This window comes from Micromonospora sp. NPDC005174 (genome assembly GCF_040608495.1).
Lineage (GTDB): Bacteria > Actinomycetota > Actinomycetes > Mycobacteriales > Micromonosporaceae > Micromonospora.
Genome location: NZ_JBEXIJ010000002.1, coordinates 30,312 through 45,431, shown reverse-complemented (window position 1 = coordinate 45,431; position 15,120 = coordinate 30,312). Strand labels below are relative to the sequence as shown.

The 15,120-nt window shown below is 72.4% G+C and carries 15 protein-coding genes; 8 read left to right on the top strand and 7 right to left on the bottom strand.

What is annotated here, in order from left to right:
- Positions 1–3: 3 nt before the first annotated feature.
- Entirely contained in the window at positions 4–648 is a 645-nt protein-coding gene (locus ABZU91_RS02300) for a hypothetical protein (protein WP_355233139.1), read from the bottom strand.
- Between the two features lie 230 nt (positions 649–878).
- Between ABZU91_RS02300 and ABZU91_RS02295 the strand changes: the two genes are divergently transcribed.
- The gene (locus tag ABZU91_RS02295; RefSeq protein ID WP_355233138.1) at positions 879–1,478 is read left to right on the top strand and encodes a hypothetical protein; all 600 of its coding nucleotides are present in this window, start codon (positions 879–881) and stop codon (positions 1,476–1,478) included.
- A gap of 63 nt (positions 1,479–1,541) precedes the next feature.
- Here the strand turns inward: ABZU91_RS02295 and ABZU91_RS02290 are convergent, their stop codons facing one another.
- Positions 1,542–1,874, bottom strand: a complete 333-nt coding sequence (locus tag ABZU91_RS02290) for an L-rhamnose mutarotase (protein WP_355233137.1) — start codon at positions 1,872–1,874, stop codon at positions 1,542–1,544.
- A gap of 160 nt (positions 1,875–2,034) precedes the next feature.
- Between ABZU91_RS02290 and ABZU91_RS02285 the strand changes: the two genes are divergently transcribed.
- The 6 genes from ABZU91_RS02285 to ABZU91_RS02260 all read left to right on the top strand — a co-directional run bounded on the left by ABZU91_RS02285 (position 2,035) and on the right by ABZU91_RS02260 (position 8,195).
- Positions 2,035–2,715 (top strand): response regulator transcription factor, encoded by a 681-nt coding sequence (locus ABZU91_RS02285; protein WP_355233136.1) that lies wholly within the window; start codon positions 2,035–2,037, stop codon positions 2,713–2,715.
- A 13-nt stretch (positions 2,716–2,728) separates the two neighbouring features.
- Positions 2,729–4,189 carry a HAMP domain-containing sensor histidine kinase gene (locus ABZU91_RS02280; protein WP_355233135.1) on the top strand — a complete coding sequence of 487 codons (1,461 nt, stop codon included), beginning with the start codon at positions 2,729–2,731 and terminating at the stop codon, positions 4,187–4,189.
- Complete coding sequence (locus tag ABZU91_RS02275) at positions 4,161–5,087, top strand: Gmad2 immunoglobulin-like domain-containing protein (protein ID WP_355233134.1); 927 nt, start codon at positions 4,161–4,163, stop codon at positions 5,085–5,087. The genes ABZU91_RS02280 and ABZU91_RS02275 overlap by 29 nt, the downstream gene beginning before the upstream one ends.
- Before the next feature lie 131 nt (positions 5,088–5,218).
- A complete protein-coding gene (locus ABZU91_RS02270) occupies positions 5,219–5,830 on the top strand; it encodes a TetR/AcrR family transcriptional regulator (protein ID WP_355233133.1) in 612 nt (203 codons plus the stop codon).
- Positions 5,831–5,863: 33 nt separating this feature from the next.
- A complete protein-coding gene (locus ABZU91_RS02265; protein WP_355233132.1) occupies positions 5,864–7,357 on the top strand; it encodes an MFS transporter in 1,494 nt (497 codons plus the stop codon).
- Positions 7,358–7,403: 46 nt separating this feature from the next.
- Positions 7,404–8,195 carry a maleylpyruvate isomerase family mycothiol-dependent enzyme gene (locus ABZU91_RS02260; protein ID WP_355233131.1) on the top strand — a complete coding sequence of 264 codons (792 nt, stop codon included), beginning with the start codon at positions 7,404–7,406 and terminating at the stop codon, positions 8,193–8,195.
- Between the two features lie 42 nt (positions 8,196–8,237).
- On the opposite strand, the gene ABZU91_RS02255 is transcribed toward ABZU91_RS02260, so the two are convergent.
- From ABZU91_RS02255 to ABZU91_RS02245, 3 genes are all read right to left on the bottom strand, one after another.
- Positions 8,238–9,437, bottom strand: coding sequence for an RtcB family protein (locus ABZU91_RS02255; protein ID WP_355233130.1), 1,200 nt, complete (start codon positions 9,435–9,437; stop codon positions 8,238–8,240).
- Between the two features lie 137 nt (positions 9,438–9,574).
- The gene (locus ABZU91_RS02250; protein WP_355233129.1) at positions 9,575–9,700 is read right to left on the bottom strand and encodes a hypothetical protein; all 126 of its coding nucleotides are present in this window, start codon (positions 9,698–9,700) and stop codon (positions 9,575–9,577) included.
- A 538-nt stretch (positions 9,701–10,238) separates the two neighbouring features.
- Complete coding sequence (locus tag ABZU91_RS02245) at positions 10,239–11,555, bottom strand: RICIN domain-containing protein (protein ID WP_355233128.1); 1,317 nt, start codon at positions 11,553–11,555, stop codon at positions 10,239–10,241.
- Between the two features lie 161 nt (positions 11,556–11,716).
- Here ABZU91_RS02245 and ABZU91_RS02240 point away from each other — a divergent pair, with 161 nt between their 5' ends.
- Entirely contained in the window at positions 11,717–12,904 is a 1,188-nt protein-coding gene (locus ABZU91_RS02240) for a spore photoproduct lyase family protein (RefSeq protein WP_355233127.1), read from the top strand.
- Positions 12,905–12,915: 11 nt separating this feature from the next.
- Here the strand turns inward: ABZU91_RS02240 and ABZU91_RS02235 are convergent, their stop codons facing one another.
- Together ABZU91_RS02235 and ABZU91_RS02230 are read right to left on the bottom strand one after the other, a co-directional pair.
- Positions 12,916–13,806 carry a M15 family metallopeptidase gene (locus tag ABZU91_RS02235; protein ID WP_355233126.1) on the bottom strand — a complete coding sequence of 297 codons (891 nt, stop codon included), beginning with the start codon at positions 13,804–13,806 and terminating at the stop codon, positions 12,916–12,918.
- A gap of 62 nt (positions 13,807–13,868) precedes the next feature.
- Positions 13,869–14,888: an acetylxylan esterase gene (locus ABZU91_RS02230; protein ID WP_355233125.1), complete on the bottom strand. Its 1,020-nt coding sequence runs from the start codon at positions 14,886–14,888 to the stop codon at positions 13,869–13,871.
- Positions 14,889–15,120 lie beyond the last annotated feature (232 nt).

Here is a 15,120-nt window from a genome sequence, read left to right as displayed (position 1 = left end):
CGGTCAGGGTCGGCGGCGGCGCTCCTGCTCGAGGCGCTCGTCGAGCCGACCCAGTTCGTAGACGGCGTTGAGGCTCGTCGGCAGACGGCGGACGTTGTCTGCTCCGGGGTCGGGATCGTGGTCGAGAGTCGGTTCGGTGTCGGGTGTCGGTGGTGCGGGAGCGGCGGCATCACCGCGGCGCCGCAGCAGCAGCGCTGCCAGCACCACCAGGAGCACCGCGACCAGCAGGTACGACACGGGCGGCCAGCCATCGCGGACGGGGTCGGCGAGCGACGGCGCCACGACCGGAGCCGGGGTGTCACCACCGCGCAGGGGCACGGCCGCATCGCGGTCGTCGGCGCCTGCGCCCTTGCCGGGGCGGTCGGGGGTGAGCACCGCTCGGCCACCGGACTGCGACCCGGCGGGCGCGGCGGGCGTCGACGGGCTGGACGGCCCGGTCGTCGATGGTCGGCTCGGCCCGGTGGTCGGGGCGCGGGTGCCCGTCGGGCTCGGCGTCGGAGTTGGCGTACCGTCGCCGCCCAGCAATTCGCCGACGATCCGGCCGACACCGCCGACCAGTTCGCCGATCGGTCCGGGGGTGACGGACACCGACGGCGTGGGCGTTGGCGCGAGCGCGAGGGTCAGCGCAAGGACGACGACGGCCGGCATACATCCACCTCCGATGTGCCGATGCGAGGCACCGTATCGCAATGTGGGATCGCATGGGTGCCGCGCCACGCTGTGCTGCGGCTGACGCTGATCGCAACGGGGTAGACGGCTGTTACCCGGCGGTTACGCCACGGCGAGGTGCCCGTGTCCGGACGGGACGACCGTGGCGGCAGAGGGTCACCGGCAGGGCCGCCGCGACGTGACCCCGGAACATCGAACGGAGAACGACGATGAGGATCAGGAGCACACTGACCGCGATGGCGGTCGTCCTCGCCGGACTGCTCGGCAGCGCCGGCACCAGCAGCGCGACCGGCACCAGCAGCGCCACGGGCAGCACGGCCAGCGTGGGCAGCGCGGCCGAGGCGGCGTACTGCGGGATCACCTGGGGCAGCGCGGACAAGTCGGCGGGCGCGCTGAGCGACGCCCCGCTTGTCGACGTACGGACGGGCCGGCAGGACTGCTACGACCGGGTGGTGTTCGAGTTCGCCGGCCCGGTCGACGGTTACGCGGTCGGCTACGGCGAGACCTGGACCGAGGGCGAGGGTCTCGCGCTCTCGCCGTACACGGCCGGCGGCGCGCTGCTACGGGTCTCCCTGCGGGCCCCGGCGTACGACGACGACCACCTCGGCACGGTGCCCTACGCGGTCGGCGCGCACGTCACGAACCTGCTGCGTTACCCGACGCTGCGCGACGTGGTCTTCGGCGGCAGCTTCGAGGGCTACACCACCTTCGCGGTCGGGGTACGGGCCCGGCTTCCGTTCCGCACCTTCGTGCTGGCCGGTCCGGGCACCCACAGCCGGATCGTGCTCGACGTCGCCCACCAGTGGTGACCAGCGCCGGCCGACCGCCGCCGCGAGCAGGGCGGTTGCCGGCCGGCGCGAACCGTTGAACGGCTAGCCAGCGGAGTCCTGCGGGGCCTCGTCCGCGAGGTGCCAGACCTCGCGCATCGGGGCCCACCAGTCCCCCGATCCGGGCTCGGCCAGCGACTCCTGACACGGGTCCGTCAGCTTCCACCACTCCTGGGTCTGCGGGTCCGCCGCGATCAGTCGCAGGTCGGCCTCGTAGTCGTCGCCGACGTACTCGTAGTAACCGAAGAGCAGGTCGTCGTGGAGAAAGATGGTGTAGTTACGGAAGTTCGCCTCGCGCAGCGTCTGCTCGACGCTCGGCCAGACGGCGGCGTGTAACCGCAGGTAGGTTTCCCGCTGCTCGGGGCGGAGTCGAATCACGCAGCCATGACGTTGCACGTCGTGCCCTTTCGTGTGAGGGGGTGCCGAGGGCACCTGACCGTAGCCCGTGGACAGTGCCGGGCCGAGGACCCGACCGGCCCGGCGATGACGACCGTTCCGCCAGGGTTACGCACCGTGGCCGCGGGTCTACCCTCGAATGGTGGAGGGCCGCGTACTGGTGGTCGAGGACGACGTCTCCATCCGGGAGGTCACCGCCCTCGGCCTGCGCCGCGCCGGCTTCCGGGTGGACACCGCGACCGACGGGCGGCAGGCACTGGTGACCTGGCGAGCCCACCCGGTCGATCTGATCGTGCTGGACGTGATGCTGCCCGGGCTCGACGGCCTCGAGGTCTGCCGGGAGATCCGACGTACCAGCCAGGTGCCGATCCTCATGCTGACCGCCCGCACCGACACGCTCGACGTGGTGGTCGGCCTGGAGTGCGGCGCGGACGACTACCTGCGCAAGCCCTTCGACCTGCCGGAGCTGGTGGCCCGGGTCCGCTCGGTGCTGCGGCGGGCGAGCGCGCCGACGCCGTCGCGCACCATCACGATCGGCGACCTGGAGATCGACCCGGGCGGTTTCACCGTACGCCGGGACGGCCGGGTGGTGGAGCTGACCGCCACCGAGTTCCGGCTCCTGCTGGAGCTGGCCCGTCGCCCCGGCCAGGTCTTCACCCGGGAGCTGCTGCTGGACCTGGTGTGGAACCACCGCTTCCTGGGTGACTCGCGGTTGGTCGACGTGGCGGTGCAGCGGTTGCGCGCCAAGGTCGAGGACGACCCGGCGCATCCCCGGCGTATCCGCACGGTGCGCGGCGCGGGCTACAAACTGTCCACCGGCTGACGGGGGGTCGGCGATGGCCGCACGCGCGGTGGCGCCCGGCCGGCTGCGGCGTCGGCTGACGATCGCGTTCGTGCTGGTCGCCGGAGTGTCCGCCGGTCTGCTCGCCGGAGGGACCGGGCTGTTGCTGCGGCAGTCCTGGTTGGACGCCTCGCTGCGCCAGGCCACCGCCGACGCCCGCTACCAGCTCGTGCTCGCCGGACAGTTCCTGCCGTTGACCGAGCAGCGCGGCGCCGAGCTGCTCACCAGCTTCGAGGGCAGCGGCCGGCACGTCGTCCTCGTCGACGGCACGATCCGCCCCTCCCACCCCGCGTACGCCCCCACCCTGGGGACCCGACTGCGGGCCGCGGTCGCCGACGGGCAGCTCGCGTTCGAGCGTTCGACGCCGGCGCAGCGGCCCCGCCTGCTGGTGGTCGGTGGGCGTATCCCCGGCTCGACGGCCGAGCTGTACGTGATCACCGTGGAGGACGACATCGCGGCCGACCTGAATCAGGTGCGCGCCGCGCTGTTGGCCGGCTGGGTTGTCGTCGTCCTCGTCGCTGCCGGGGTGGGTCATCTCCTGGCTCGCCGCACCCTGGAACCGGTGGGTCGGGCCAGTCGTGCCGCCCGGGCGCTCACCGAGGGTCTGCTCGCCACCCGTCTGCCGGTACGCGGGCGGGACGAGTTCAGCGTCTGGGCTGCGTCGTTCAACGAGATGGCCGAGGCGCTGGAGGCGAAGATCGCCGCCCTGTCGGCCGCCCAGGCCCGGGAGCGGCGGTTCACCGCCGACGTCGCACACGAGCTGCGTACTCCGGTGACCGCCCTGGTGGCCGCGGCCTCGCTGCTGCGCGAGCAGCTGGACCGGCTGCCCGACGACGCCCGACCGGCGGCGCGGCTGCTGGTCGGGGACGTGGTCCGGCTGCGCCGCCTGGTCGAGGACCTGATGGAGATCTCGCGGCTGGACGCGGGGCAGGAACGTCCGCGCGTCGAGCCGGTGGACGCGCGGGCGCTGCTGCGCGCGATCGTCGCGGCACGTGGCTGGTCGGACCGTGTGTTGGTCGACGGCGACCCCGTGGCGCTGCGCACGGACCCTCGCCACCTGGAGCGCGTCCTGGCCAACCTGGTCACCAACGCGGTCGAGCACGGCGGCGGGGTGATCTCCGCGAGCGTGACCGCGGCGGGCCGGATGGTCATCGTCGAGGTGTCGGACCGGGGGCCGGGCATCCCGGCCGCGCACCTGCCGCTCGTGTTCGACCGGTTCCACAAGGTCGACGTGTCGCGCTCCGCGCCGGGCAGCGGCCTCGGCCTGGCGATCGCCCGGGAGCACGCGGCTCTGCTCGGCGGGGTGCTGAGTGTCCGCAGCGCGCCGGGCGTCGAAACGCGGTTCCGCCTGGAACTGCCCGCGCACGGCCCCGACGTGCCGGGCCCGGCGCCGCGCCCCGACGAGAGCGCCCGGAAGGGGGTGCGGGATGAGCCCGCTCGGCGGGAACGGGCGTGACGGGTGGCGCGCGGCGGCCGTCGCGGTGCTCGTCGGCGTGCTCGTCCTCGGCGGCTGCGGCACCCCCCGCTCCGGGGTCCTGGGCGCGGCGCCCACCGCACCGCCGCCGACCCTCGCGCCCACCGGCGAACCGACGCCCGTGCCGACCCCACCGTCGCCGACTCCGCCGCCGCCGTCGGGCACCGACACCGCGCCGCGTCCGTCGACGGCGACGGCCACCGGGACGCGGCGGCCGGACACGGTGACGATCGAGCTGTGGTACGTCCGCTCCGGGCGGCTCGTGCCCACCCGGCGCACCCGGCCGGCCACCGTCGCGACGTCCCGGCTCGCCCTCGACGAGCTGGCCGCCGGACCGACTCCGGCCGAGACCGCCACGGGGATGGTCACCCTGCTGACGGGTGGCGTCGAGGTCACCCGGATCGTCGACGGCGTCGCGACCCTCGGTCCCGTTCCACTCGGCGGCGACCCGGCGGACCGACGGCTGCGCGAGGCGCAGGTGGTGTGGACCCTCACCCAGTTCCCGACCGTCCGACAGATCCGCTTTTCCGGCGGCGCACCGGTCGGTCGGGCCGACTATCCCCTGCTCGCGCCGATCGTGGTCACCGGCCCGAGCGTCGGCGACCGGGTCACCGCCCCACTCACCGTCAGCGGCACGGCGGACGTGTTCGAGGCCACCGTGAGCGTCCGGGTGCTGGACGCCGAGGGCCGTCAGGTGGCCGCCGGCTTCGGCACCGCGAGCTGCGGCAGCGGCTGCCGGGGGGCCTACCGGGTGGTGGTCACCTGGCGCACGGCACGGGAGCAGCACGGCACGATCGAGGTGTACGAGGTGTCGGCCCGCGACGGCGCCCGGATCAACGCCGTGATCGTGCCGGTTCTCCTCGGCCCGCACGGGAGCTGACGGGAAACGTGACCGTTTCGCTCCTGCGGTGCGACACAACTCATAAAACCCTGCGCGAACCGCTACCAGCGAACTATGGTCGGTACGACATCGTTTCACGGGGGGGTTGTCGAGTGGTGGAGGGTCAGCAGGTGAGCACGGGCGTCGGGGTGCCGGCCGCCCGGGCAGCGCGGTGCACGACCACCGACCTGTTCACGGTGGTGATCGACCTGCTCCGCGAGGTCGGCTACGACCGGATGACCATCGACGCCGTCGCCGCCCGCGCCCACGTGAGCAAGGCCACCATCTACCGGCGGTGGGACGGCAAGGCCGAACTGGTCGTCGCCGCCCTGAGCGATCGCCAGGTCGGTGTGCTCAACCCACCCGACACCGGCTCGCTGCGGGGCGACCTGATCGAGCTGCTCCGCGCCACCGCCGCGATCTGCGTCGCCGACTGCGACCTGATGCAGGCGCTGACCTTCGCCATGCGGACCAGCCCGGAGCTGGAACGTCTGGTACGCCACCAGGTGCTGCCCGCCGGCCGGGTGGCCAGCACCGCGGTCCTCGTCCGTGCCGCCGCCCGCGGGGAGATCCCTCCGGAGGCCGGCGAACGGGAACTGTTCCACGACCTGGCGCCAGCGCTCCTCCTGTCCCGACTGGTCGCGCACGGCCTGCCCGCCGACGACGCGTTCCTCACGCAGGTCGTCGACCAGGTGCTCATCCCGGTTCTCCGCTACCGGCACGACCGCCCGTCCCAGGCCTGATCCATCAATATCCGCACCACGGAAGGCTTCACCATGCCCGGAACCACCTCGACCGCCCCCGGCGCACCCGGCGCCGGGACGTCGACAGGCGCGCCGCACCCGCGGCGTTGGATCGCGCTCGCGGTCATCGCGGTCTCGCAGCTGATGGTCGTCCTCGACGCCACCATCGTGAACATCGCGCTCCCGCAGGCCCAGGCCGACCTGGGCATCACCGACGCGAACCGGCAGTGGGTGATCACCGCCTACACGCTGGCCTTCGGCGGTCTGCTCCTGCTCGGCGGCCGGATCGCCGACTACTGGGGGCGCAAGCGCACCTTCATCGTCGGCATGACCGGTTTCGCGCTGGCCTCCGCCCTGGGCGGCCTGGCCACCACCGGCGGGATGCTCTTCGCCGCCCGCGCGTTGCAGGGGGCCTTCGGCGCGCTGCTCGCGCCGGCCGCGCTGGCGCTGCTCACCGTGCTGTTCACCGAGGCCACCGAGCGCGCCAAGGCGTTCGCCGTGTACGGCGCGATCGCCGGTGGCGGGTCCGCGGTGGGGCTGCTGCTCGGCGGCGTGCTGACCGAGTACGCCGACTGGCGCTGGTGCCTGCTGGTCAACATCCCGGTCGCCGCCATCGCGATCGCCTTCGCCCTCCCGCTCGTGCCGGAGAGCCGGGCCCAGGGCAACACCCGCTACGACGTGCCCGGCGCGGTCGTCGTCACCGCCGGTCTGGTCTCCCTCGTGTACGGCTTCACCAAGGCCGCCGAGGACGGTTGGGACGCCACCGCGACGCTCGGGTTCATCGCCGCCGGCGTGGTTCTGCTCGCCGCCTTCGTGGTGATCGAGCTGCGCACCAACCACCCGCTGCTGCCGCTGCGGATCATCCTGGACCGCAATCGGGGCGGGGCCTACCTGACCTCGACGCTGATCGGCGCGGGCCTGTTCGGGGCGTTCCTGTTCCTGACCTTCTACTTCCAGGTGGTCCTGCAGTACAAGCCCCTGGAGGCCGGTCTCGCCTCGCTTCCGGTGACCGCCGGTGTGCTGATCGCCGCGGGTGGCGCCAGCCAGCTCATGCCGCGACTGGGCGCCAAGCCGCTGATGGTCGCCGGAGCGGTGCTCGCCGCCCTCGGCATGCTGGTGCTGACCCAGATCGACGTGGACACCCCGTTCCTGACCCACCTGCTGCCCGCGCAGGTCATCCTGGGCCTGGGACTGGGCTTCACCTTCGTGCCGCTGTCCAGCCTCGCCCTGGTGGGGGTGCCGGAGCACGACGCCGGCGCGGCCAGCGCGACCCTCAACGCCACCCAGCAGGTCGGTGGCTCGCTCGGCACCGCGCTGCTGAACACCTTCTACACCAGCGCGGTCGCCGCGTACCTGGTCGGCCGGGCGCCGAGCCCGGTCACCCAGGTGGAGGCGCTGGTGCACGGCTACCGCGTCGCGTTCGCCTGGGGCGCGGTCCTGATCGTGCTCGCCGGGCTGGTCACCCTGGTCCTGGTGAAGGTGCGCAAGGAGGACATCCCGGCCGGCAACGCCGTGCACATGGGCTGAACCGGTAGCGTCCCGAACACTGTCGAAGATCCGTTGAGGAGACATCATGTCCACGCCTGCCGACCAGATCATCCACGCGCTACGGGCAGGCCACGAGGAGCTTGCCGCGCTCGTGCGCGACCTCAAGGAGGACGACCTGCGCCAGCCCTCGGGCGCTAGTGAGTGGCAGGTCTCCCAGGTGCTCAGCCACCTGGGCAGCGGCGCCGAGATCGGCCTCGCGGGTCTGAAGGCCTCCGTCGAGGGCACGCCCGCTCCGGACGGCGACTTCAACCGCGGCGTGTGGCAGCGCTGGGACGCCATGTCCCCGGAGGACCACGCCGCCGGCTTTCTGGAGTCCAACCAGCGGCTGGTCGAGGCGTACGAGGCACTGGACGCCGAGACCCGCGAGACGCTGCGGATCAACCTCGGCTTCCTGCCCGAACCGGTCGACGTCGCCACGGCCGCCCGGTTCCGGCTCAGCGAGTTCGCTTTTCACCAGTGGGACGCCGAGGTGGCGTTCAACCCGTTCGCGGCGGTGACGCCGGAGGCGGTGCCGCTGCTGATCGAGCAGATCGGCGGCATGCTCGGCTGGACCAGCCGACCGAAGGAGCTGGACGGCCGCGAGGCGACCCTGCTGGTACGGCTGCGCGACCCCGAGCGGACGTTCGGGCTGCGGCTGGGCGAGCAGATCACGCTGACCGACGCGCCGGAGCAGCCGGACGGGGAGCTGTCCCTGCCGGCCGAGGCGTGGCTGCGCCTGGTGGTGGGCCGGCTCGGGTCGCGCTACACCCCGGACGGCGTGCAGGTGAGCGGGCCGGTGACCCTCGACGACCTGCGCCGGGTCTTCGTCGGCTTCTGAGGGATTGCGCGCGGGCCGGGACCTCCGGCCCGCGCGTACCCCTCAGCCCTTCACGCAGACGATCTGCTTGAGGTGCGCGACCACCTGCACCAGGTCGTCCTGCTGGGCCATCACCGCGGTGATGTCCTTGTACGCGCCGGGGATCTCGTCGACGACCCCGGCGTCCTTGCGGCACTCCACGCCGGCGGTCTGCGCGGCCAGGTCGGCGGTGCTGAACGTCCGCTTCGCCTGCGCCCGCGACATCCGCCGACCCGCCCCGTGCGACGCCGAGCAGTACGCGTCCGGGTTACCCCGACCCCGCACGATGTACGACCCGGTGCCCATCGACCCGGGAATGATGCCCAGGTCGCCCCGGCCGGCCCGGATCGCGCCCTTGCGGGTGACCAGCACGTCCACGCCGTCGTAGCTCTCCTCGGAGACGTAGTTGTGGTGGCACGAGATGGGCTCGTCGTAGCCGACCTGCGGGAAGTGCTCGCGCACCACACCGCAGAGCAGCGCCAGCATGACGGCCCGATTGCGCCGCGCGTACTCCTGCGCCCACCACAGGTCCCGCCGGTACGCGTCCATCTCCGGCGTGCCGGCGAGGAACACGGCCAGGTCCCGGTCGGGCAGGTCGGCGTTGTGCGGCAGCTTCCGGGCGACGCCGATGTGCCGCTCGGCCAGCTCCTTGCCGATGTTGCGCGACCCGGAGTGCAGCATCAGCCAGACCCGGCCCTCGTCGTCACCGCCCTGCTCGAGGCAGACCTCGATGAAGTGGTTGCCGCCGCCGAGGGTCCCGATCTGCTTCTGCGCCCGGGTCTCCAGCTGTGCCACCCCGCGGTCGAGGCCGGCGAAGCGGCTCCAGAAGTCGTCCCAGCCGGCCTGCTCCAGCCCTCGGATCCGACGCGGGTTGACCGCCTCGGACCGCTGGGCGAAGCCGACCGGGATGGTGGCCTCGATCGCGGACCGCAGCCCGCCCAGGTCGTCCGGCAGGTCGGCGGCGGTCAGCGAGGTGCGCACCGCCGACATGCCGCAGCCGATGTCGACGCCGACGGCTGCCGGCGAGACGGCCTGTCGCATCGCGATCACCGAGCCGACGGTCGCGCCCTTGCCGAAGTGCACGTCCGGCATGACGGCGACACCCTGCACCCAGGGCAGCGCGCCGATGTTGCGCAGCTGCTTCGCGGCCTGCGGTTCGATGGCGTACGGGTCGGTCCAGACCCGGACCGGCGCCCGGGTGCCGGCGAGCGGGGTGAATCCCATGGTGGTCTCCTTCTGTCGTGCGGGCGACCGATATCGATCATGTGCCGGCCGGTGACGGCGCGGCGGTGGTACGCGGAAACGAAAGGGCCGCCGATCCCGGTGGGATGGGCGGCCGGCGGACGCGGTGAGCGTCGGCGTCAGTCGCGCCACCCCGGCCCGTTGTGCCGCAAGGTGCGATAGGCGCAGGGAGCGGTGATGTCGAGCGCGGGGGTGCCGGCGGGGAGCAGACACCGGCGGGCATCGGTGCGGACGCGGCGCGACATGGCGTACTCCCTCCGGGGTTGATCGGTTGGCCGTGCGCTGATGAGAGTAGGAGGGGCGGCGGCGAGTCCGCAATGGATATCGCCGCCGCCCGAGCGGCGCAGGACGGGACCGCACCCGTGTGTCCCGGTTGTCCCGCGTGTCCCGCGTGTCCCGCGTGGCCCGCGTCTCTCGTCGGAGGGCAAGGGTGGTCGAGTCTTCCTTTGCTCTGCTTCAATCCAGGCAACACCTGACGTCCGATAATCGGACACCACGTGTTTCCTCCGCTGAAGCAGAGCAAAGGGTCCGAGGCACACGGTGCCCTCCCCCCGGCGTGGGGTGCCGGGGCCCTCCTCGACAGGACGACTCAGGTGTCGTAGCAGCCGTCCCACGGCAGCGCGTCCAGCCACTCGGCGAGGCGCGCCTCCGCCCGGTCGATCGAGGCGTCCTCGTGCTCGCTGGTGCCGGCGCACCAAGATGTCCGAGTCGGTGTGCGCGCCGTCGGCGTCGAACCGGTGCAGCACCGCGTACCACCGTTTGTGGCGGTACCAGTCGTCTGATCTACGACAGGGCCACCAGCCGGAACGACTGCGCGGCGGTGCCGTTGCAGGTGTACTGGACGAGCTGGACGCTGTCCGCCGTGGACGCTCCCGGCACGTCCAGACACTTGCCACTGCTGCGGTTGACCAGCCGGTAGTAGCCGCCACCCTCGGACTCCGCACGCCACTGCTGGTTGGTGCCGCCGCTGTACGACCAGAGCTGGATGGGTGCCGAGTCGGCGGTCGACCGGTCGGTCACGTCGAGCACCTGGGCGCTGTTGTTGCGGTTGTTGACGCGCAGGTAGCCGTCGCTGGTCAGAACGAACTGGTACTGCTGGGCGGCGCTGCTGTTACAGGCGTACTGCTGGATGGCGGTACCGTTCGCGCTGGCGGCGGCCCGCGCGTCCACGCACTTGCCGCTGCCCCGGTTGACCACGGTGTGCCAGGCCGTCGGCGAGATCGGGCCCGCGCTGCCGGTCGGGGTGGGCGTCGGCGTGGGTGACGTGCCGACACCGGCGAGCCAGTGCAGCCCGTCGATCAGCAGCTTGTTCTGCTGAGCGCTGTCGAACGTGGACGACAGGCCGGTCTTGGTGGCGTAGTCCATCTTGTTGTGCCCGAAGTTGGCGTAGATCATCTTGTACTGCCGGTTACTCCAGACCAGCGGGTAGTAGCCGCTGTACCAGGACTGGTTGGGGTCGGTGCCGACCGGGAAGCTCGACGGGTCGACCGAGGCCAGGATGTCGATGTTGGAGTTCTGCCGCAGGTCGTTGCTCCAGGAGTACCACTCGCTGATCGACGATCCGAAGGTCGCCGGCAGGTTCCGGGTCGCGGCGTGGGTGCGGTTGTCGACGCGCATGGTGACCCGGGTCGGCAGCCAGGTGTTGGTCCGGAACGAGCCGGAGCCGAGGAAGGTGTTGTAGTACCAGCTCCAGCTCGACGGGTTGTCGGTCCACGCGCTGACGTGGAAACCCATCCACGCGCCGCCGTTCTGCATGTACTGCTGGAAGGCGGGGCGCTGGGCGGCGGGCGGCGCGTCGTCCAGGAACATGACGACCTTGTACTGGGCCAGGTTGGAGGTGTTCAGCAGGCTCCAGTTGTTGGTGGCCTCCCAGGAGAAGCCGTACTGGGCGGCGGCCTGCGGGAACCAGGCACGCGCGTCCTTGATGAAGTCGATGTGCGCGTCGTCCCAGGTGCCGTTGTAGAAGGCCAGGACCTTGAACGTCGGCGCGGCCTGCGCGCTGCGCGCGACGCCGAGGCCGACGCCGGCACTCACGGCGACGACAAGTGCGACGAACAGCGACAGGAGCCTTCTGGTACGGGAGGAGAGTTCTGCGATCACCTGATCGTCCCTTCGGTGGGGACGCGCGCCGCCGCGTCGTCGTCGTAGATCTGTTCACAAGGTTTACAGATAGACGAAAGGTTATTGGTTCCCGATACGTGACGTCAATCGCCGAGCGGGCGATCGGGTGGGATTCCTGCGGCAGCGGGTATCCCGGCCCGGTGACCAGCTCTGATGCCGTCGACGTCGACCAGCCGCTGGCCGTGGACGTACCCGCCGCGCCGCACGACGCCAGCGGCGAGCGGGTGCCGACCCGCGACCTGGCCGGCCTCGCCCCGGCCGCCCGGCCCGCACGACGCTGGACCCCGGGCCGGGTGGTGGCCACCCCCGCCGCCCTGGACCACCCACACGGACAGCGGATCGTCGACCGGGTGCGGGCGTTGGGCATCGAGGTGGAACACCTACGATCCAACCGGCTCACCGGGGTACGCGGACGAACCGACGCCGAGACGTACGCCCGGGCCAAGGCGACCATGGCGATCGTGGTGAGCCCACCGTCGCGGCGCAACCTGCAACCCATCGCGCCCAGCGCCGACTGGCGCGTCGACCTCGCCGAGGGCTGCCCCGCGCACTGCCAGTACTGCTACCTGGCCGGCTCGCTCTCCGGGCCGCCCGTGACCCGGGTGTACGCGGACCTCGACGACATCCTGGCCGCGCTGACCGCGTACGCCGGGCGCGGCACGGTGACCAGCCGCAACGCGCGTCGCGCCGACGAGGGCACCACGTTCGAGGCGTCCTGCTACACCGACCCCCTCGCCCTGGAACACGTCACCGGCAGTTGGCGGCGCGCGGTCCAGCACTTCGCCGACTGGGACGCGCCCGTGCAGCTGCGGTGGACCACCAAGTACGCCGACGTGGACACCTTCGTCGGGCTGCCGCACCACGGCCGTACCCGGGTCCGGTTCAGCGTCAACTGCGCACCGGTCAGCCGGCGGTTCGAGGGCGGTACCGCCCGGGTGCCGGACCGGCTCGCCGCCCTGCGCCGGCTCGCGCTCGACGGGTACCCCGTCGGTCTGACCATCGCGCCGATCATCGCGCTGCCCGACTGGCGGGAGGCGTACGGCGAACTGCTGGACCAGGTCCGCGCGGCGGTCGACGGGGTCCCGGAGCTGGACCTGACCGCCGAGCTGATCACCCACCGGTTCACGCCCGGCAGCAAGGAGGTGCTGCTGGGCTGGTACCCGCGCACCCGCCTGGAGATGGACGAGGAGGTCCGCAGCCGCAAGCACGGCAGGTTCGGCGCGGTGAAGTACGTCTACCCCCGCGACACGATGGCCGAACTGCGGGCCTGGTTCACCGACGAGCTGGCCGCACGGGTACCAGCCTGCCGCGTCCTCTACTGGACCTGAGCGCCCGACGGTCAGCCGAGCGAGGAACGGGCCACCGGCGCGGCGAAGTACGTACGCGGGTGCGGCTCGTCGCGGAGGCTGTAGTGCCACCACTCCCGGTCGTAGTTGACGAACCCGGCGGCGGTCATCAGCCGCCGCAGCAACTGCCGGTTGTCCCGTGCCGCACCGGTGATGCGGGGGTCGTCGGTGTGCGCGCGGGCGTCGAAACAGTCGAACCCGGTCCCCATGTCGACGCTGTTGTCGGCGAAGCGCCGCCCCGGCGGCGCGGTGCACGGGACCAGCCGCTGCCCGGGGACGTACGCGGGCTGACCGGCGGGCGGCTCGTCGACGAGCGTGAGGTCCAGCGTGCTGCCCCGGCTGTGCGCGGTCGGCGCGCCGATGTAGCCGTCGGCGAAGAGCCGGTCCTTCGCCAGGTCCGGATAGAACTCGGCCTTGGTCTGCTGCTCACCGGGGCGCTTGGACCAGGCGACGAAGTCGTCCACCGCCGGCTGTGGGCGGTAGCAGTCGTACACCTTGAGGCTGTGACCCCCGGCGAGCGCGGCGTCCTGGACCCGGCGCAGCGCCTCGGCCGCCTGCCGGGTGAGCAGGCACAGCGGTTCGCGGTAGCCGGCGATCGGCCGGCCCACGAAGTTGTGCGCGGTGGCGTAGCGGATGTCGGCGTGGATACGCCTGTCGACATCGGTCAGCACCACGAAGCCCGGTAACCCGCCGGTGGTCGGCGGGGCGGTGCTCGACCGCGCAATGGGGCTCGCCTGCGGGCTCGGGCTCTCGGGCGCCGGTCGTGGGCTGGCGGACGTCGGGGTGGAGACGCTGGGTCCGGGGCGTGGCGGCTCGGAGCAGCCGCCGAGCACCGCGACGAGCGCGAGCACGGCGGCGCCGCCCACCCGCCCTGACCTGCGCACAGCTCCTGTCTACCAAAGCGGCCGCGGTGACGCGCCGGATCAGCCGGGCGCGCCGGACCCGCTCACGCGCCGGGCGTCAGCGGTGCCGGGCGGGCTGCGGTCGGCGTCGCCGCGGGGTCCTCGACCAGGAGGGCGCCGAGGAAGCGCAGGGCCGCCTCGTCGTCGTCGATCCCACCGGCCTCGTGACCGTTGTACCGCCACACCGAAAGCTCCGTCGGCCCGGCGTGGGAGTTGTGGGCGGCGTACACCGTCGAGGGCGGCACGATGTCGTCCATCAACGCCACGGAGTACCGGGTGGGCTGGCGGCAGCGTCGCGCGAAGTTGACGCCGTCGACGTACGACAGGGTCGTCAACGTCCGCTCCTCCGCGTCCCGGTGGATCGCCAGGTAGTCGCGGATCTCCCGGTACGGATGGGCGTCGGTGACCACCACGGCGCGCGGGATGTCGCACAGGAACGGCACGAGGGCCACCACCGCCCGCACACCGGGCACCAGGGCGCCGGCCGCGAGCGCCAGCGCGCCGCCCTGGCTGTGGCCGAGCACCGCCAGCCGGGTCGGGTCGACCATCGGCAGGGTACGGGCGGCGTCCACCGCCCGCACCGCGTCCGTGATCAACCGTCGGTAGTAGTACGTACGCGGGTCGGCGATGCCCCGCGTCGCCACGCCGGGCGCCTGTGCGCCGGTGGCCCCCAGGTCGGCGGTGTCGCCCCGGCTCCAGCCCGAACCCTGCCCCCGGGTGTCCATCTGCAGGTGGGTGAATCCGGCCGACGCCCAGAGCAGGTTCTCCAGCGGGTGCCCACGCCCGCCGCCGTAGCCGACGTACTGCACGACCGTCGGCAGCGCGGTGCCGGTGCCGTGGGGCACCCGTAGCCAGGCCCGTACGGGCTGACCGCCGAACCCGGGGAACGTCACGTCGTACACGTCGATGGCGGTCAGGCTCGTCACGATGGGTTCGAGCCGGACCGGCCAGGCGGCTTCGCGCGCCTGGGCGAGCGTGTGAGCCCAGAAGTCGTCGAAGTCGGCGGGCTCGCGCACCACGCCGCGGTACGCGCGTAGCTGCTCCTCGGGCAGATCCGTGTACATGGCGTCCTTGTCTGTCGCGTGGCGCTGGACAGGGTGCGCCCGCGGCGTGCGCGGCGCCGACAGCCAGGCGGCAGAGGCGGGACGGTACGCCGAGACGCGTCCGACAAGTTACCGGAACATTTCCGCAACTCCGCCGAACGCTATGACCGACCTGGCGTGTCGTCAACCCCCCTTCGTGAGGCAAGATGACGCGAGGAGCGGGCGTGCCGTTCCGGGACACGGGACGGGCGGA